The organism is Klebsiella sp. R445 (assembly GCF_051131755.1).
Lineage (GTDB): Bacteria > Pseudomonadota > Gammaproteobacteria > Enterobacterales > Enterobacteriaceae > Klebsiella > Klebsiella lignicola.
Window position 1 is genome coordinate 4,468,635 of sequence record NZ_CP180446.1, and the last position, 16,883, is coordinate 4,485,517.

At 54.9% G+C, this 16,883-nt stretch carries 15 protein-coding genes; 9 read left to right on the top strand and 6 right to left on the bottom strand.

The window, feature by feature from the left end; translation table 11 throughout:
* Positions 1–35: 35 nt before the first annotated feature.
* The 3 genes from ACMYSN_RS21170 to trxC all read right to left on the bottom strand — a co-directional run bounded on the left by ACMYSN_RS21170 (position 36) and on the right by trxC (position 3,917).
* Positions 36–2,687 carry a bifunctional acetate--CoA ligase family protein/GNAT family N-acetyltransferase gene (locus ACMYSN_RS21170; RefSeq protein ID WP_462496067.1) on the bottom strand — a complete coding sequence of 884 codons (2,652 nt, stop codon included), beginning with the start codon at positions 2,685–2,687 and terminating at the stop codon, positions 36–38.
* Positions 2,688–2,722: 35 nt separating this feature from the next.
* A complete protein-coding gene (locus ACMYSN_RS21175; protein WP_462496068.1) occupies positions 2,723–3,421 on the bottom strand; it encodes a tRNA-uridine aminocarboxypropyltransferase in 699 nt (232 codons plus the stop codon).
* 70 nt (positions 3,422–3,491) lie between these two features.
* The gene (gene trxC / locus ACMYSN_RS21180; protein ID WP_123755424.1) at positions 3,492–3,917 is read right to left on the bottom strand and encodes a thioredoxin TrxC; all 426 of its coding nucleotides are present in this window, start codon (positions 3,915–3,917) and stop codon (positions 3,492–3,494) included.
* A gap of 203 nt (positions 3,918–4,120) precedes the next feature.
* Between trxC and ACMYSN_RS21185 the strand changes: the two genes are divergently transcribed.
* Positions 4,121–5,191 carry a tRNA/rRNA methyltransferase gene (locus tag ACMYSN_RS21185; RefSeq protein ID WP_462496069.1) on the top strand — a complete coding sequence of 357 codons (1,071 nt, stop codon included), beginning with the start codon at positions 4,121–4,123 and terminating at the stop codon, positions 5,189–5,191.
* 68 nt (positions 5,192–5,259) lie between these two features.
* Here ACMYSN_RS21185 and ung read toward each other — a convergent pair whose 3' ends face one another.
* The gene (gene ung, locus ACMYSN_RS21190) at positions 5,260–5,949 is read right to left on the bottom strand and encodes a uracil-DNA glycosylase (RefSeq protein WP_174507683.1); all 690 of its coding nucleotides are present in this window, start codon (positions 5,947–5,949) and stop codon (positions 5,260–5,262) included.
* A gap of 316 nt (positions 5,950–6,265) precedes the next feature.
* On the opposite strand from ung, the gene grcA reads away from it, so the two are divergent.
* Entirely contained in the window at positions 6,266–6,649 is a 384-nt protein-coding gene (grcA, locus tag ACMYSN_RS21195; protein WP_123755421.1) for an autonomous glycyl radical cofactor GrcA, read from the top strand.
* A 56-nt stretch (positions 6,650–6,705) separates the two neighbouring features.
* Here grcA and srmB read toward each other — a convergent pair whose 3' ends face one another.
* Positions 6,706–8,031 carry an ATP-dependent RNA helicase SrmB gene (gene srmB / locus ACMYSN_RS21200; RefSeq protein WP_462496070.1) on the bottom strand — a complete coding sequence of 442 codons (1,326 nt, stop codon included), beginning with the start codon at positions 8,029–8,031 and terminating at the stop codon, positions 6,706–6,708.
* A gap of 132 nt (positions 8,032–8,163) precedes the next feature.
* Between srmB and trmN the strand changes: the two genes are divergently transcribed.
* Positions 8,164–8,901, top strand: a complete 738-nt coding sequence (gene trmN, locus ACMYSN_RS21205) for a tRNA1(Val) (adenine(37)-N6)-methyltransferase (protein WP_462496071.1) — start codon at positions 8,164–8,166, stop codon at positions 8,899–8,901.
* On the opposite strand, the gene nadB is transcribed toward trmN, so the two are convergent.
* Entirely contained in the window at positions 8,886–10,505 is a 1,620-nt protein-coding gene (nadB, locus tag ACMYSN_RS21210) for an L-aspartate oxidase (protein ID WP_462496072.1), read from the bottom strand. The genes trmN and nadB overlap by 16 nt on opposite strands.
* Before the next feature lie 422 nt (positions 10,506–10,927).
* On the opposite strand from nadB, the gene rpoE reads away from it, so the two are divergent.
* From rpoE to lepB, 6 genes are all read left to right on the top strand, one after another.
* Entirely contained in the window at positions 10,928–11,503 is a 576-nt protein-coding gene (gene rpoE / locus ACMYSN_RS21215; RefSeq protein ID WP_004866461.1) for an RNA polymerase sigma factor RpoE, read from the top strand.
* Positions 11,504–11,534: 31 nt separating this feature from the next.
* Positions 11,535–12,185 (top strand): anti-sigma-E factor RseA, encoded by a 651-nt coding sequence (gene rseA, locus ACMYSN_RS21220; protein WP_123755417.1) that lies wholly within the window; start codon positions 11,535–11,537, stop codon positions 12,183–12,185.
* A complete protein-coding gene (gene rseB / locus ACMYSN_RS21225; protein ID WP_462496073.1) occupies positions 12,185–13,141 on the top strand; it encodes a sigma-E factor regulatory protein RseB in 957 nt (318 codons plus the stop codon). The genes rseA and rseB overlap by 1 nt, the downstream gene beginning before the upstream one ends.
* Positions 13,138–13,617 carry a SoxR-reducing system protein RseC gene (rseC, locus tag ACMYSN_RS21230; RefSeq protein ID WP_123755415.1) on the top strand — a complete coding sequence of 160 codons (480 nt, stop codon included), beginning with the start codon at positions 13,138–13,140 and terminating at the stop codon, positions 13,615–13,617. Before rseB ends, rseC begins: the two co-directional genes overlap by 4 nt.
* Before the next feature lie 186 nt (positions 13,618–13,803).
* Positions 13,804–15,603, top strand: coding sequence for an elongation factor 4 (gene lepA / locus ACMYSN_RS21235; protein ID WP_462496074.1), 1,800 nt, complete (start codon positions 13,804–13,806; stop codon positions 15,601–15,603).
* 16 nt (positions 15,604–15,619) lie between these two features.
* Entirely contained in the window at positions 15,620–16,594 is a 975-nt protein-coding gene (gene lepB / locus ACMYSN_RS21240) for a signal peptidase I (RefSeq protein ID WP_174507685.1), read from the top strand.
* Positions 16,595–16,883: the final 289 nt, after the last annotated feature.

Consider the following 16,883-nt stretch of genomic DNA (forward strand, 5'->3'; position numbering starts at 1 on the left):
GAATGTGGTCAACAATTGCGGCCGCCAGTTTATGATTATTGCGGTGTAAATTGTAGGGATAAGCTGACGATCCCATCTTCCAGCTGAATATCAACCGTGAACCCCAGCTTTCTGGCCAGGCCAATCATGCCTTTGTTATTTGGCATGGTGATGCCGTTTAACCGCTGCAGACCGTGGCTCTGTGTGTAGGTAATCAGTTTCTCTAGCAACCGCCGGCCAAGCCCCAGGCCTTTCAGATCGGAACGGACTAGCACGGCAAATTCCGCATCAATATTATCCGGATCGGAAATGGCTCTTGTTACGCCGAGAATTTCATTCCCCTCGGCGGTGGCGCGCACGGCAACAAACGCCATTTCTCGATCGTAGTCGATCTGCGTCATATTGGCTAAGTCATCGTGGGTAAATTCATTGATTTCGCTGAAATAGCGATAATACAGATCCTCTTTCGTCACCTGAGCGATGAACGCCATCAGCAGCGGTTCATCTTCCGGCAGAATAGGGCGGAACAGGCAGCGCTCGCCATTTTTCATCACCACCCACTCTTCTTGCTGTTGAGGGTAGGGGCGGATAGCCAGTCGGCTTTCGCTGTCGCCGCTAAACGGGGCAAGGCCTAGCGTGACGTCGAGCGCCGTGAATTCGTTCCCTGAGGCCAGCAGCGGATGAATGTCCAGCCGCTGGATCTCCGGGCAATCAACGATCAGATTCGACACCTGGACCAGTAGCTGGCTCAGACCGGGGACATCCAGCGGACGTAGCGCGCTGCGGCCACGGATCTTCTTGCTTTTGATCGCCTGGATCACCAGATAGCGGGCAAGGTTCATATTGAGCGGTGGCAGAGCCACGGCGGCCTGATCTTCCGCCCGCCATTCGACACCACCTTCACCCAGCATAATCAGTGGGCCAAACACCGGATCGTGCTCAACGACGACGCGTAGTTCCTGCGCCCCGGCACGGTTGGCCATACTTTGCACCAGCAGACCGTGAATACGAGCCTGTGGCCAGGCCATTTTTACGCGGTCAAAAATGGCGTCTGCCGCCTGTTGGACTTCCGTGGCCGTTCGCAAATAGAGCATGACGCCCTGCACTTCAGATTTATGCGGAATATCCGGCGAGCGGAGCTTCAGGGCCACCGGATAACCAATTTGTTCGGCGATGTGTACCGCTTCGGCGCTGTCGGCGGCGATCCAGGTGGGTAGCGTATGGATGCCATACGCATGTAACACCGGGCTGACCTCATGGGTATCCAGCGAATGAGCCCCCTCGTTAATCGCCTGCTGCAACAGCACATGGGCTTGTTCAGTATTCGCGGTTACCATATCAGACAGCACCGGCGTCTCCCGCAGCTGTTTCTGGTTACGCCGGTATTCCACCATATGCATAAACGCGGTAATGGTCCCTTCCGGAGTACGGTAGGTTGGCAGACCGGCATCGCTAAACAGACGACGAGCTTCCTGGGATGAGTATTCGCCGCACCAGTTCGTCAGTACCGTGACATATTTCCCGCGCGGATGCTGCTTCAGCGCGTCAATCAGCGCCAGGGCGCTTTCCGTTCCCGGCGCGGCGGCGCTGGGAGAGTGGATCACTAACAGAGCGTCATAGTCATGACTATCCAGCAGAACGTTCAGCGCCTTGAGGTAATGTTCACTGCTGGCATCGTCACGCAGATCCAGCGGGTTAGCGATGCCGATACCGGCTGGCAGGGCCTGGCGCAGCTGGTTGCAGGTTTCATCGCTGAGGGTGGCTAGCTTGCCGTTGCGTAGCCATAGCTCGTCCAGCGCCAGCGCCGCCGGGGCAGCACCGTTGCTGATGATCATCAGCTTTTCACCCCGCAGTGGACGCATATGGCTGAGGGTTTCAACTGCGGAGAAGAGCTCATGAGTATCCTGCACGCGCAGCAGGCCCGCGCGTTGAATCGCAGCGTCCCAGGCCGGATCCATACCGGAATTGACGTGCAGCAGCTGTTGCGCCGCCGGGCTACGGCCGCTTTTGATCACCAGAATCGGTTTATTACGTGATGCGCTGCGTGCGGCGGAAACAAAGCTCCGGGCATCGCTCAGGTGTTCAAGATAGAGAAGAATAGCGCTGGTTTTACTGTCGCGGGCCAGAAAATCGAGGAGATCGTCTACGTCGATATCCAGGCTATCCCCGAGGGCAATAAAGTAAGAGAAGCCCATCTCACGCTGCTGCGCCCAGTCGAGAATGGTATTCGAAACCGCCGCCGACTGAGAGATAAACGCCAGTTTGCCACGATGAATCGGCACCGGAGAAAAGCTGGCATTCAGCCCCTGCCACGGGGCGAGTAGCCCGAGGCTGTTGGGGCCAAGCAGGCGCATTTGATAGCGGGTTGCGCATTCAAGCAGCGCAGGGTACTGATCCGGCGGGGAGGAGAGAATAATGCAGGTTTTACACCCTTTTTGCCCCAACGCTTCCAGCAGAGAAAGATTGCGTCGGGCATTGGTACAAAGCACCGCAAGGTCCGGAGTGAACGGCAGGCTGTCGATAGTCGGCCATGCCAGCACGCCCTGAACGGCTTTCCAGGCGGGCGTAACGGGCAGTACCGGGCCATTAAATCCACCGGCCAGCAGGTTGCGCATCATCAGATAACCGGCACGCTGCGGTTTCATTGACGCGCCAATAACAGCAATCGACTTCGGACGCAGCAGCGCTTCCAAGCCTTTTTGGCTCATACCGGTCTCCTTTGATCCCCAGTGACCGAATGATTTTAAACGCTTTCTGCTATTTGTGCTGTGATACTGCCCTTATGCTGGGTTTTTCCCGCCAGGTAGCGAGAGCGGAACAGACTAAAATGATCGCCAAGTGCGCGGGCGGCTTTTCGATCGTCGGCAAGATCCAGCAGCGCAATGGCTACTTCGGCGGTGCAGTACTGCCCCTCGGCATGCGCTTCACGCAGGTGATAGGCTGAAATACGTGAGAGATCGACGGAGATGATCGGTAGCGCGTCGAGGTACGGACTCTTACGAAACATTTTTCGCGCTTCCGTCCAGGTTCCATCGAGCATAATAAACAGCGGCGGTTTACCCTCCGGCGGCGCGCTCAGCACCTGGCGTTCAGCTCCCGCATAAGAGGCCGGGAAAACCACCATCGGCTGGTAATTCGGATCGGCGACGGCATCCAGTAGCGCCTGCGGTGGCTCCGTTCGCGACCATTGAAAAGCGGTGGTGTCCGGCAGGATGTCGGCAATCAGCCGCCCGGTATTGCTGGGTTTCATTGGCTCGGTATCAAACATCACCAGACAGAAGCGGCTGGTGGCTGCAGCCGGTGCCAGCGTGGCGCACAGACACTGCTTCAACGGCAGCAGACAGCGCTGGCAGCGGTGAATACGGTTACCACGAGCGAGAAAAGGCCGGGTCGCGCGAGCGAGGCGTTCGGCGCGAAGACGAAGAACGGCGTTGTCCATCATAAAGGGTCGCTAAGAAAAAACGCCATTGTCGCAGAGGTAAAAAGGGGGCACAAGCGGTGCCCCGGCAGGTTTACTGCTGGTTGGCTTCGTTCAGCCAACTGTCGAACGGCGCTTTTGGTACCGCACCGTTCAGCATGTCGATGACTTCGCCATTTTTAAACATCATAATGGTCGGGATACTGCGGATGCGGAAACGCGCGCTGAGCTCGCGTTCAGCTTCGGTATTGACTTTAACGAAACGCATCTTACCGCTACGCTCTTCCGCAACGTCTTCGAAGATGGGGGCAAAATTACGGCAAGGGCCGCACCATGGCGCCCAGAAATCAACGACAACGGGTAGATCGTCCTTTAGTAGTTTATCCAACGTTGCCCCGGTCGCGTTGATCACATCGCCGTCAAAAAGATCGTGGCCGCAGCGTCCGCACTTCGCGCCATCGGCGCTACGTTGCTCGGGGATGCGGTTCAGAGCCTGACAACTGGCACAAACGGTATTCATAACTAACCTCTGGTTATGGGTTGCAGCGTGGCACGTGGCCGATTTGTTTCTGTAATGTTACATATTATTGATTAGCGACGTGTAAACAACAACGCGTTTTGTTCGATGAGTACAATAGACCCTATCTTTTAAACGAAATAATGGCGCGGCGGTGACACATCGGGTAATCTGCGCGCTTCGCGCAGCGCAGGTGGAGAAAATTGATGAGCGACGAACTGAAAAATAAAAGCGGCAAGGTCAAAGTGATGTATGTCCGCAGTGATGATGATTCTGACAGACGCACCCATAACCCGCGTACCGGGAAAGGGGGAGGGCGCCCAGGAAAATCTCGTGTTGACGGCCGTAGCCGCCCTGCCCGCGATGAGCGAAACAGCCGCGGTGATGACCGCAAACGTGACGATCGTAAACGTGATGATTTCGATCGCGAAGGCGGTTCTCCATGGCGTACCGTTTCGCGTGCGCCGAATGATGACGCGCCGGCCAAACCGGATCACGGTGGGATCAGCGGCAAAAGCTTTATCGATCCGGAAGTGCTGCGTCGTCAGCGCGCGGAAGAGACCCGCGTTTACGGCGAAAATGCCTGTCAGGCACTGTTCCAGAGCCGTCCGGATGCGATCGTTCGCGCCTGGTTTATCCAGAGCGTGACCCCGCGTTTCAAAGAAGCGCTGCGCTGGATGGCGGCGAATCGCAAAGCCTATCATGTGGTTGATGAAGCTGAACTGGCGAAAGCCTCCGGTACCGAGCACCACGGTGGGGTATGCTTCCTGATCAAGAAACGCAACGGGACCTCCGTGGCGCAGTGGGTTGCTAAAGCCGATGCTGAAGACTGCGTGCTGGCGCTGGAAGATGTTGGCAACCCGCACAACCTCGGGGCTATCATGCGTAGCTGTGCGCATTTCGGCGTGAAGGGTGTAGTCGTACAGGATGCCGGCATGCTGGAATCCGGTGCGGCGATCCGTACCGCAGAAGGTGGCGCGGAACACGTTGAACCGATCACCGGTGACAGCTTCCTCGATACCCTGGAACAGTTCCGTAAAGCGGGCTATGCCATTGTTTCGACCTCCAGCCACAACGGCACGCCGCTGCACAAAGCTGATCTGCCGAAGAAAATGGTACTGGCGTTAGGTCAGGAGCGTGATGGTCTGTCCGATGCGGCGATTTCCAGCGCGGATCTTAACGTTGCTATCGAAGGCACCGGCAATGTCGAAAGCCTGAACGTTTCTGTCGCAACCGGTGTATTGCTCGCCGAATGGTGGCGCCAGAACAAGGCCTGATCGCTAAGTTGATCTAAAAAAATGCCAGCGGAATGCTGGCATTTTTGTCTCTGCAGGACGCCGATGGGCTATTGCTGGTCGGCGGGTAACACCGGCATCCAGTCGATGGGCGACTCGCCGCGCTCGGCCAGCCACTGGTTCGCCTGAACAAAATGATTGCTGCCAAAAAAGCCGCGATGGGCGGAAAGCGGTGAAGGATGCGGCGCCTTCAGTACGCAATGGCGCTGGCGATCGATAATCGCTCCTTTCTTTTGCGCATGCGCGCCCCACAGTAAAAACACCACCCCTTCACGATGTTCATTGATCAGCGAAATCACCTTATCGGTGAAGGTCTCCCAGCCAAGGCTGGCATGAGAATGGGCCTGTCCCGCCCGTACCGTCAGGACGGTATTGAGCAACAGCACGCCTTGCCGCGCCCAGCTTTCCAGATAGCCGTGCGCAGGGCGGCTGAAACCAGGGATGGTCCCTTCCAGCTCTTTATACATGTTTAACAGCGAAGGGGGCGTCGCAATACCCGGAAGTACCGAGAAGGCCAGGCCATGCGCCTGGCCGGGCCCGTGATAAGGATCCTGCCCCAGGATCACCACTTTGACATCGCCAAGTTCGGTATAACGAAAGGCATTGAAGACATCTTTTTGCGGTGGGTAAATCGTCATTCCCGACTGGCGTTCTTCGGCGACGGTTTTCAGGGTATTCACAAAATAGGGCTGCTGCTTCTCTTCCACCAGCACGTCGTGCCAGGTTAATGGGGTCGTCATTCTGCTCTCCTGCAAAGTGTCATCGCTATAGCTTAACTGCTTCTTTCTGCATAACAAAATCTGCAGGCTGCAACTGACGTTTTTCATGCAAAAATAATTGAAAATTTACAAAATTATTTTGAATTGGCTATGGCGTAACTTGATGTAAAACAATAATATCCCTCTATACCCATTTGTACTGCATGGTTTTTGTTGATTTAAGTCAATGAATGCCGGGTGGTTGACTGATATACATACACTCATACAACAATGGTTTTACCAATTGGCCGCGAACAGGCCAGGAAGACGAATAACTATTGCCTAAGGGAGGCATCAAATGATTACTGGTATCCAAATCACTAAAGCTGCAAATGACGACCTGCTGAACTCTTTTTGGCTGCTGGATAGCGAAAAAGGCGAAGCGCGCTGCCTGTGTGCCAAAGGCGGTTTTGCGGAAGATGACGTGGTTGCGGTGAGCAAACTGGGCGAAATCGAATACCGCGAAATTCCGCTGGATGTGAAACCTGAAGTCCGCGTTGAAGGTGGTCAGCACCTGAACGTTAACGTGCTGCGTCGTGAAACGCTGATGGATGCGGTTGAACATCCAGAAAAATACCCGCAGCTGACCATTCGTGTCTCTGGCTATGCGGTACGTTTCAACTCCCTGACGCCAGAACAGCAGCGTGACGTTATTGCTCGTACTTTTACAGAAAGCCTGTAAGTCGAAGCCTGAAAATAAAAACGCCGGGATATCCCGGCGTTTTTTTTGCTCTCTGCTTACTGCGGAGTACTGCTATCGCTACCGCTTGGCTTACGACGCTTACCCACATTTTTAGCATCACGGTGACGTTTCTTCACGCGTGTCTTATCTTTGTCTTTCTCTTTTTTCTGCTCTTCGCGCTTAGCCATCACCTTCTTGGAAGGTTTACCGGTCTGCTTTTCACTCGGTGCACGGGTGGTCGGACGTAATTCATCGATAACGCGCGGCTTGAGCGGCTCCTCGATGTAACGACCAATTTTCCCTAACAGCAGATGGTCGTGGGCTTCGACCAGAGAAATGGCAATGCCTTTTTTCCCCGCGCGACCGGTGCGTCCGATGCGGTGCAGGTAAGTATCGGCCGTACGCGGCATATCGAAGTTGAATACGTGGCTGACGTCAGGAATATCGATCCCGCGTGCGGCGACGTCGGTAGCAATCAGCACGTTCATGCGACCATCGGTCATGCGCTTAATGGCTTCGTTACGTTTAGCCTGCACCATCTCGCCTTCCAGCCAGCAGGTATTAATACCCGCTTCACGCAGCCAGGAAGCCAGCTCATGAACGCGCTCGCGCTTACGTACAAAGACGATGGAGCGGGTCGCATCCGGCTGTTGCAGCAGGTTAATCAGCAGCGCGGTTTTATGCTTGATATCATCGGCGCGATAGTACCACTGGTGAATTTTCTTACGTTCACGGGTGGAGGGGCTGGCGGATACTTCAACAGGCTCTTCCAGCAGACGTTCGGCAAAGTCTTTGATCGCATCGCCTTCCAGCGTCGCAGAAAACAGCATGGTCTGCTTACGCCAGCGGGTTTCACCGGCAATGTGCTCAATATCCTGAGCGAAGCCCATATCCAGCATACGGTCTGCTTCGTCGAGGATCAGCGTTTCGACAGCGCGGCAATCGAAGTTCTCTTCTTTAATGTATTGCAGCAGTCGTCCGGTGGTGGCGACCACGATATCCTGATTCTCGCTAAACACTTCCGCATGGTTCATATACGCGACACCGCCGGTAATGGTGGCGATATCCAGGTGCGTGTGTGCAGCCAGTTCGCGCGCGTGGTCAGCAACCTGCATCGCCAGCTCACGGGTTGGCGTCAGGATGAGAATGCGCGGTGGTCCGGATTTTTTGCGTGGGAAATCAAGCAGGTGCTGCAACGCTGGCAGCAGGTATGCCGCAGTTTTACCGGTGCCTGTCGGGGCTGAACCGAGAATGTCACGGCCATCAAGCGCAGGCGGAATAGCGGCGGCCTGAATGGCTGTCGGGCGTGTGAAACCTTTTTCCTGGAGGGCTTCCAGAAGGTTTTCGTCGAGTTCAAGTTCGGAAAAAGTCGTTACAGTCATGATCTACCTCTGAGTGGACCGACGATTATAGACGTTACGGGCATAATGTTCATCTGTTTGTAAGGCTATCTGTTCTCCGGTATTGTGCATAGCCTCAAGCCCAGGAGTTTTTCGTCCGCAAGGTTATTAAGGATGTCTCAGTCGAAGTTTGCGCTGCCGCGCAATGGTTTTACGTTTAAACAGTTCTTTGTTGCTCACGATCGCTGTGCGATGAAAGTGGGCACCGATGGCATTTTGCTCGGTGCATGGGCGCCGATCGCGCGGGTCAAACAGGTGCTGGATATTGGCACCGGTAGCGGCCTGCTGGCCTTAATGCTGGCGCAGCGAACCGACGCGCGGGTCACGTTGGATGCGGTGGAACTTGACGACAATGCGGCAGACCAGGCGCGGGAAAACGTCGATGCGTCTCCGTGGCCGGCACGAATCCAGGTTCATCAGGCGGATATTCAACAATGGCAGCCACCGCAAACCCGGCGCTACGAACTGATCGTCAGCAATCCGCCTTTTTTTGCTGAAGGTGTGCCCTGCGCGACCTCGCAGCGTGAACAGGCGCGATATACCACCACGCTCGACCATGTGACGCTTTTAACCTGCGCCGCGGAGTGTATCACAGAAGAAGGGTTCTTCTGCGTGGTGCTGCCGGTGGATATTGGCAATGCATTTGTCCAGCGCGCTCAGAATATGGGGTGGCATTTGCGCTTGCGTACCGACGTGGCGGAAACGGAAATGCGTCCTCCGCACCGGGTGCTGTTGGCGTTCTCGCCGATGGCGGGGGAGTGTTTTAGCGATCGCCTGATTATCCGTGGGCCAGAGCAACAATACTCTGAAGGGTTTACTGCCCTGACCCAGGATTTCTATCTCTTTATGTGAACCAGGGGCGAGAGGATCGACGGCCCGCTGTTGGGGAGCTGCTCCGGATAATCCAGCGTATAGTGCAGCCCGCGGCTCTCTTTGCGCTGCATCGCGCAGCGAACGATCAGCTCGGCAACCTGTACCAGGTTACGCAACTCCAGCAAATTGTTAGACACGCGGAAGCGCGCGTAATATTCGTCAAGCTCCTGTTGCAGCATGGTGATGCGGCGCAACGCGCGCTCCAGTCGGCGGGTGGTACGAACGATCCCGACATAGTCCCACATCAGTAATCTCAACTCATGCCAGTTATGCTGAATGACCACGAGCTCATCGGGGATCTCAACCTGGCTCTCATCCCAGCAAGGAAGCCCGTTGACCGGTTGGGCAAACGGCATGCGCTTCATAATATCTTCGGCAGCGGACCAGCCATAGACCAGGCATTCGAGCAATGAATTGGACGCCATGCGGTTAGCCCCGTGCAGCCCGGTGTAGCTCACCTCGCCAATGGCATACAACCCGTCGACGTCGGTGCGGCCGTGGTCATCGACCATCACGCCACCGCAGGTATAGTGAGCGGCAGGAACAATGGGCACCGGCTCTTTCGTCAGATCGATCCCCAGACCAAGCAGTTTTTCGTAGATCATCGGGAAGTGCTGACGGATAAAGGCTTCCGGTTTATGGCTGATGTCGAGATACATACAGTCGACACCGAGCCGTTTCATCTCATGGTCAATGGCGCGGGCAACGATATCGCGTGGGGCCAGTTCGCCGCGTTCGTCAAAATCAGGCATAAACCGTGAGCCATCCGGGCGCTTCAGGTATGCCCCTTCGCCGCGTAACGCTTCGGTCAGCAGGAAATTACGCGCTTGCGGATGGTACAACGCGGTGGGGTGAAACTGGTTAAACTCGAGGTTGGCGACGCGACAACCCGCGCGCCACGCCATGGCAATGCCGTCGCCGGAGGAGACGTCCGGGTTGGTGGTGTACTGATACACTTTGGCGGCACCGCCGGTGGCCAACACCACGGACCTGGCGCTGCAGGTTTCCACCTTTTCTTTATTACGGTTCCAGATCCAGGCGCCGACGACGCGACGCGTTCCCGGCAGGCCGATTTTATCGGAAATGATCAGATCGACCGCGTTGCTTCGTTCCAGCACCCGAATATTAGGGTGAGAGAGCGCCTGGCTGACGAGTGTGGTCTCTACTGCTTTACCTGTCGCATCGGCCGCATGAAGAATACGACGGTGGCTGTGGCCCCCTTCGCGGGTCAGGTGGTAGCTCTGCTCGCCGTTAGCCTGCGTTTGGGTATCGAACAGGACGCCCTGATCGATAAGCCACTGCACGCACGGTTTGGCATTGCTGGCGACGAAAGAGACCGCGTGGCGTTCGCACAGGCCAGCGCCGGCGATCAGCGTATCTTCAACATGGGATTCCACGCTGTCCGTCTCATCAAAGACCGCGGCAATGCCGCCCTGAGCGTATAACGTAGAGCCTTCGCTGATGGGTCCTTTGCTCAGTATGGTCACTGAACTGTTCTCCGCCAGACGCAGAGCAAGGGATAAACCAGCGGCGCCGCTGCCGATAATCAGCACATCACAGGAAAAGTCAGGAGTAGTATTCATGGGCTTTGTTTAATTTACTAAACACGATAAAACCACAATAGCACCAGGCCGTGATGAATCGTACATTTTTTTTCCGACTAGTTGCGGAAACTAAACATCGGGTCGCGGAGCGGCCTTCAGGTAAAGGAGAGAAAATATTTGCGAAGCAGATCGTTAGCTTCAGATTTTATAGTGAAATAAAAACGATGTTACGTTACCCTTCTGGCGGACCTTACGCTTTTTCTTCATCATCTTACCTGGCGTTGAGTTGCGGGACTTATAATGAGAGATAACAAATTGTCCGCCGTTGCCAGACAAAAAACAAAAGCGTAACGGAACTTTATTGTTTTCAGACACTCCAATCGTCTGCTTGCTCATAATGCAGTGATCGGGTAGTGCTTTGAAGGCGCATGGGAATTGGGTTTGGGGAGACATTACCTCGGATGAGCGAGCAGTTAACGGATCAGGTCCTCGTTGAACGGGTCCAGAAAGGAGATCAGAAGGCGTTTAATCTGCTGGTGGTACGCTATCAGCATAAGGTTGCGAGCCTGGTTTCCCGCTACGTGCCACCGGGCGATATCCCTGATGTCGTTCAGGAATCGTTCGTAAAAGCATGGCGCGCGCTGGAGTCTTTCCGGGGAGATAGTGCTTTTTATACCTGGTTATATCGTATCGCCGTCAACACGGCGAAGAATTATCTGGTAGCTCAGGGGCGCCGCCCACCGTCCAGCGATGTTGACGCCAATGAGGCAGAAAACTTCGAAAGTGGTGGGGCACTGAAAGAAATTTCGAACCCTGAGAATTTAATGTTGTCAGAAGAACTGAGACAAATAGTTTTTCGTACCATTGAATCGCTCCCGGAAGATTTACGCATGGCAATTACATTGCGGGAGCTTGATGGCCTGAGCTATGAAGAAATAGCCGCTATCATGGATTGTCCGGTAGGGACCGTACGTTCGCGTATTTTCCGGGCACGAGAAGCTATTGATAATAAAGTTCAACCGCTCATCAGGCGTTGACGATAGCGGAATACTGAAAAGGGTATCAGGCATGCAGAAAGAAAAACTTTCGGCTTTAATGGATGGTGAATCGCTGGATAACGAGCTGCTCAATGAGCTGAGCCGTTCTTCTGAAATGCAAAAGACCTGGGAGAGCTATCATCTCATTCGTGACTCGCTGCGAGGCGATACCGCTGAGATGCTCCATTTTGATATCTCAGCCCGCGTTATGGCCGCCATTGAAAACGAACCTGTTCGCCAGGCGGTGCCGCTTATTCCTGAATCTCAGCCGGCTCCACATCAGTGGCGCCAGATGCCTTTCTGGCAAAAAGTCCGCCCATGGGCCAGCTCTTTGACTCAGATGGGTGTGGCTGCGTGCGTATCGCTTGCTGTTATCGTTGGCGTTCAGCAGTATAATGGGCAGAACGAATCATCTCAGCAACCTGAAGCACCGGTGTTCAACACCATGCCGATGATGGGTAAAGCCAGTCCGGTAAGCCTTGGCGTTCCAGCAGATGCGTCTGCAGGAAGCGGTCAGCAGGCGCAGGTGCAAGAACAACGTCGCCGCATTAATGCTATGCTGCAGGACTATGAACTGCAGCGCCGCCTGCACGCAGAGCAGCTTCAGTTTGGGCAAGCCCAGACTCAGCAAGCCGCCGTTCAGGTGCCAGGTTATCAAACATTAGGAACGCAATCGCAGTAATGAAGCAACTTTGGTGTGCCATGTCGCTCATGGCAGGCAGCCTGTTCTTCTCTGTCAACGCCTCGGCTGATACATCGTCCGGGGCGTTGTTGCAGCAAATGAACCTGGCCAGCCAGTCCCTGAATTATGAGCTGTCTTTTGTCAGCATTAACAAACAGGGCGTTGAGTCGCTGCGTTATCGTCACGCGCGCCTTAACAATCAACCTCTCGCACAGCTGCTACAACTCGATGGCCCACGCCGGGAAGTTGTGCTGCGTGGTAATGAAATCAGCTATTTTGAACCTGGGCTTGACCCCTTCACGCTGAATGGCGACTACATTGTCGATTCATTACCGTCGCTGGCTTACACCGATTTCAAGCGGCTGGCCTCCTACTACGACTTCATTTCCGTTGGCCGTACCCGTATTGCCGATCGCCTGTGCGAGGTGATTCGTGTGGTCGCGCGCGATGGCACACGCTATAGCTATATTGTCTGGCTGGATGCTGAAACGAAACTGCCGATGCGGGTTGATTTGCTTGACCGCGACGGGGAAACCCTCGAGCAGTTCCGGGTCGTCTCGTTTAGCGTTGGCGATAAAGTCAGCAGCAGTATGGAGACGCTAGCAAAAGCGAGCCTGCCTCCTCAGCTGTCGGTGCCGGAAGGGGGCGATAAAGCCAACTTTAACTGGGCACCAACCTGGCTACCGCAAGGGGTTTCGGAAGTCTCCAGCAGCCAACGCCGTCTGCCAACCATTGACGGTCCGGTTGAATCCCGCCTCTATTCGGACGGGCTGTTTAGTTTTTCTGTTAACGTTAATCGTGCCACGTCAACCAGCAGCGATCAGCTGCTACGCACCGGGCGTCGTACCGTGAGCACGACGGTACGCGATAACGCAGAGATTACCGTAGTCGGCGAAATGCCGCCGCAAACGGCTAAACGCATCTCCGACAGTATTAAGTTCAAGGCAGTACAATGATTAAAGAGTGGGCCACGGTCGTCTCCTGGCAAAATGGCATGGCGCAGGTGCACTGCGACGTTAAAGCCTCCTGCAGCAGCTGCGCCTCGCGTGCCGGTTGCGGCAGCCGGGTGCTGAACAAGCTGGGGCCGCAAACCAGCCATACCATTAGCGTTCCCAGCGACCAGCCGCTGTCCGCCGGGCAGAAAGTTGAGCTGGGAATTGCCGAAAGCAGCCTGCTGGGCTCTGCGGTTTTAGTCTATATGGCGCCGTTGGTCGGGCTGTTTGTGGTGGCTTCCATTTTTCAGGTGCTGTTTGCCAATGACTTCGCGTCACTGTGTGGTGCGGTTCTCGGTGGCGTTGGCGGATTCCTGATTGCGCGTGGACTTTCTCCAGGGTTAGCCGCTCGTCAATCGTGGCAACCCGTCATCATTAGCGTGGGCCTGCCGCCGGATTTACTGCGTACAGAGACACCCTCTTCAGAGCCAGGTCAGTGATTCCACTGGCCTTTATTTTTTATTAGCTACGCTCAGACCCACTCACCATTTGTTACGGTTATGCTGCTGGTAAGAGCATTTCCTGGTTTCGTGGATGTAGTGTAGAATGCGGCGTTTTCGGATTAAAAAACGTCAGGCACAGAACAGCGGCCTCATGATTCGCGTAAGGCAAAATTAACTCTAAATATGAAGAATATACGTAACTTTTCAATCATCGCTCATATCGACCACGGTAAATCGACGTTGTCTGACCGTATCATCCAGATTTGCGGTGGCCTTTCCGATCGTGAAATGGAGGCCCAGGTACTGGACTCCATGGATCTTGAGCGTGAGCGTGGCATCACCATTAAGGCGCAGAGCGTCACTCTGGATTATAAAGCGACCAATGGCGAAACCTATCAGCTGAACTTTATCGACACGCCGGGCCACGTCGACTTCTCTTATGAGGTGTCACGTTCTCTCGCCGCGTGTGAAGGTGCGCTGCTGGTGGTCGATGCCGGTCAGGGCGTAGAAGCCCAGACGCTGGCTAACTGCTATACCGCTATGGAAATGGATCTGGAAGTGGTTCCGGTCCTCAACAAAATCGACCTGCCTGCTGCCGACCCGGAGCGTGTAGCCGAAGAAATTGAAGACATTGTCGGCATTGATGCGGCTGATGCCGTGCGCTGCTCGGCGAAAACCGGCATCGGTGTTCCTGACGTTCTCGAACGTCTGGTACGCGATATCCCGCCACCGGAAGGTGACGCGGATGGCCCGCTGCAGGCGCTGATCATCGACTCCTGGTTCGATAACTACCTCGGCGTAGTGTCGCTGGTGCGTATTAAAAACGGCACCATGCGTAAAGGCGACAAAATCAAAGTCATGAGCACCGGACAAGTCTACAATGCTGACCGTCTGGGCATCTTTACGCCAAAACAGGTTGACCGTACCGAGCTGAAATGCGGCGAGGTTGGCTGGCTGGTGTGCGCCATTAAAGACATCCTTGGCGCGCCGGTTGGCGATACCCTGACCACCTCGCGTAACCCGGCTGACAAAGCTCTGCCTGGCTTCAAAAAAGTCAAACCGCAGGTATATGCCGGTCTGTTCCCGGTCAGCTCTGATGACTACGAAAGCTTCCGTGATGCGCTCGGCAAACTGAGCCTCAACGATGCTTCTCTGTTCTTCGAGCCGGAGAGTTCCACGGCGCTGGGCTTCGGCTTCCGCTGCGGCTTCCTGGGCCTGCTGCACATGGAAATCATTCAGGAGCGTCTGGAACGCGAGTATGACCTGGATCTGATCACCACTGCGCCGACGGTAGTCTACGAAGTCGAAACCACCGCGAAAGAGGTTATCTATGTCGATAGCCCGTCCAAGCTGCCGCCGCTGAATAACATTCAGGAACTGCGTGAGCCGATCGCCGAGTGTCATATGCTGCTGCCGCAGGAATACCTGGGTAACGTTATCACCCTGTGTATTGAGAAGCGTGGCGTGCAGACCAACATGGTTTACCACGGTAAACAAGTGGCGCTGACCTATGAAATTCCAATGGCGGAAGTGGTTCTCGATTTCTTCGACCGTCTGAAGTCAACGTCACGCGGCTATGCGTCGCTGGACTATAACTTCAAACGCTTCCAGGCCTCCAACATGGTCCGCGTGGACGTGCTGATCAACAGCGAGCGTGTTGATGCGCTGGCGCTGATCACCCACAACGATAACGCACCGTACCGCGGCCGTGAGCTGGTAGAGAAGATGAAAGAGCTGATCCCACGCCAGCAGTTCGATATTGCGATTCAGGCGGCGATCGGCAACCACATTATTGCCCGTGCGACCGTCAAGCAGCTGCGTAAAAACGTCCTGGCGAAATGCTACGGCGGTGACGTCAGCCGTAAGAAAAAGCTGCTGCAGAAGCAGAAAGACGGTAAAAAACGTATGAAGCAAGTGGGTAACGTTGAGCTGCCGCAGGAAGCGTTCCTTGCCATTCTGCACGTCGGTAAAGACGGCAAATAACCATTAAGGAGTTGGCATGGCGAACATGTTTGCCCTGATCCTGGTGATCGCAACCCTGGTCACAGGGTTGTTGTGGTGTCTGGATAAATTCATCTTTGCGCCGAAGCGTCGTGAACGTCAGGCCGCGGCTCAGGCTGCGACAGGCGATAGCCTCGACAAGCAAACGCTGAAGAAAGTGGGCCCGAAACCGGGCTGGCTGGAAACGGGAGCCTCGGTATTTCCGGTACTGGCTATTGTTCTGGTGGTTCGCTCATTTATTTATGAGCCGTTTCAGATTCCATCAGGTTCAATGATGCCAACGCTGCTGATTGGCGATTTTATTCTGGTTGAGAAGTTTGCCTACGGCATTAAAGATCCGATCTACCAGAAAACGCTGATCGAAACCGGTCATCCCAAACGCGGTGATATCGTGGTCTTTAAATACCCGGAAGATCCGCGTCTGGATTACATCAAGCGTGCTGTCGGGCTGCCGGGCGATAAGGTCACCTACGATCCGTTGACCAAGCAGGTCACCATCCAGCCAGGCTGCAGTTCCGGCCAGGCTTGTGGTAGCGCGCTGCCGGTCACCTACTCCAACGTTGAGCCGAGCGATTTCGTTCAGACATTCTCGCGCCGTAACGGTGGTGAAGCGACCAGCGGGTTCTGGCAACTGCCGAAGGGCGAGACCAAAGAAGATGGTATCCGTCTGACCGAACGTAAAGAGACGCTCGGTGAGGTGACTCACCGTATTCTGACCGTTCCGATCGCTCAGGATCAGGTCGGCATGTACTACCATCAATCGGGTCTGCCGCTGGCGACCTGGATTGTGCCGCCGGGTCAGTACTTCATGATGGGTGACAACCGCGATAACAGCGCCGACAGCCGTTACTGGGGCTTTGTGCCAGAAGCGAACCTGGTGGGTAAAGCCACGGCAATCTGGATGAGCTTCGAAAAACAGGAAGGTGAGTGGCCAACCGGCGTGCGTTTATCACGTATCGGCAGCATCCACTAATTCCCCTGCCTTATTCACGCTGCCGTCGCAATACGGCAGCGTGAATTATTTAATATTTAAATCTATTCAAACTAACGACATCCCTTGTCGTTGCGTATAGAATATCCCCCCGAAGTTTTGGTTGTCTCTCGTAAGAGTGACACTGCACACGAAACCGCGTTGGTTGATTTTACTCTGAAATAAGTTGGGTTGCAGAAAGGCGACAGGTTTGCGCACAGGCAATCTACTATGAGACAGAGCTGCCCAGGTCGGTTTCGTGTGCTGCATTTTTGACGCATTCATTTATTGG

What these genes read in the sequence shown, in the direction of transcription:
- ACMYSN_RS21170 (WP_462496067.1), bottom strand. Translation starts at nt 2,687, where the DNA reads ATGAGCCAAAAAGGCTTGGAAGCGCTGCTGCGTCCGAAGTCGATTGCT.
- ACMYSN_RS21175 (WP_462496068.1), bottom strand. Translation starts at nt 3,421, where the DNA reads ATGATGGACAACGCCGTTCTTCGTCTTCGCGCCGAACGCCTCGCTCGC.
- trxC (WP_123755424.1), bottom strand. Translation starts at nt 3,917, where the DNA reads ATGAATACCGTTTGTGCCAGTTGTCAGGCTCTGAACCGCATCCCCGAG.
- ACMYSN_RS21185 (WP_462496069.1), top strand. Translation starts at nt 4,121, where the DNA reads ATGAGCGACGAACTGAAAAATAAAAGCGGCAAGGTCAAAGTGATGTAT.
- ung (WP_174507683.1), bottom strand. Translation starts at nt 5,949, where the DNA reads ATGACGACCCCATTAACCTGGCACGACGTGCTGGTGGAAGAGAAGCAG.
- grcA (WP_123755421.1), top strand. Translation starts at nt 6,266, where the DNA reads ATGATTACTGGTATCCAAATCACTAAAGCTGCAAATGACGACCTGCTG.
- srmB (WP_462496070.1), bottom strand. Translation starts at nt 8,031, where the DNA reads ATGACTGTAACGACTTTTTCCGAACTTGAACTCGACGAAAACCTTCTG.
- trmN (WP_462496071.1), top strand. Translation starts at nt 8,164, where the DNA reads ATGTCTCAGTCGAAGTTTGCGCTGCCGCGCAATGGTTTTACGTTTAAA.
- nadB (WP_462496072.1), bottom strand. Translation starts at nt 10,505, where the DNA reads ATGAATACTACTCCTGACTTTTCCTGTGATGTGCTGATTATCGGCAGC.
- rpoE (WP_004866461.1), top strand. Translation starts at nt 10,928, where the DNA reads ATGAGCGAGCAGTTAACGGATCAGGTCCTCGTTGAACGGGTCCAGAAA.
- rseA (WP_123755417.1), top strand. Translation starts at nt 11,535, where the DNA reads ATGCAGAAAGAAAAACTTTCGGCTTTAATGGATGGTGAATCGCTGGAT.
- rseB (WP_462496073.1), top strand. Translation starts at nt 12,185, where the DNA reads ATGAAGCAACTTTGGTGTGCCATGTCGCTCATGGCAGGCAGCCTGTTC.
- rseC (WP_123755415.1), top strand. Translation starts at nt 13,138, where the DNA reads ATGATTAAAGAGTGGGCCACGGTCGTCTCCTGGCAAAATGGCATGGCG.
- lepA (WP_462496074.1), top strand. Translation starts at nt 13,804, where the DNA reads ATGAAGAATATACGTAACTTTTCAATCATCGCTCATATCGACCACGGT.
- lepB (WP_174507685.1), top strand. Translation starts at nt 15,620, where the DNA reads ATGGCGAACATGTTTGCCCTGATCCTGGTGATCGCAACCCTGGTCACA.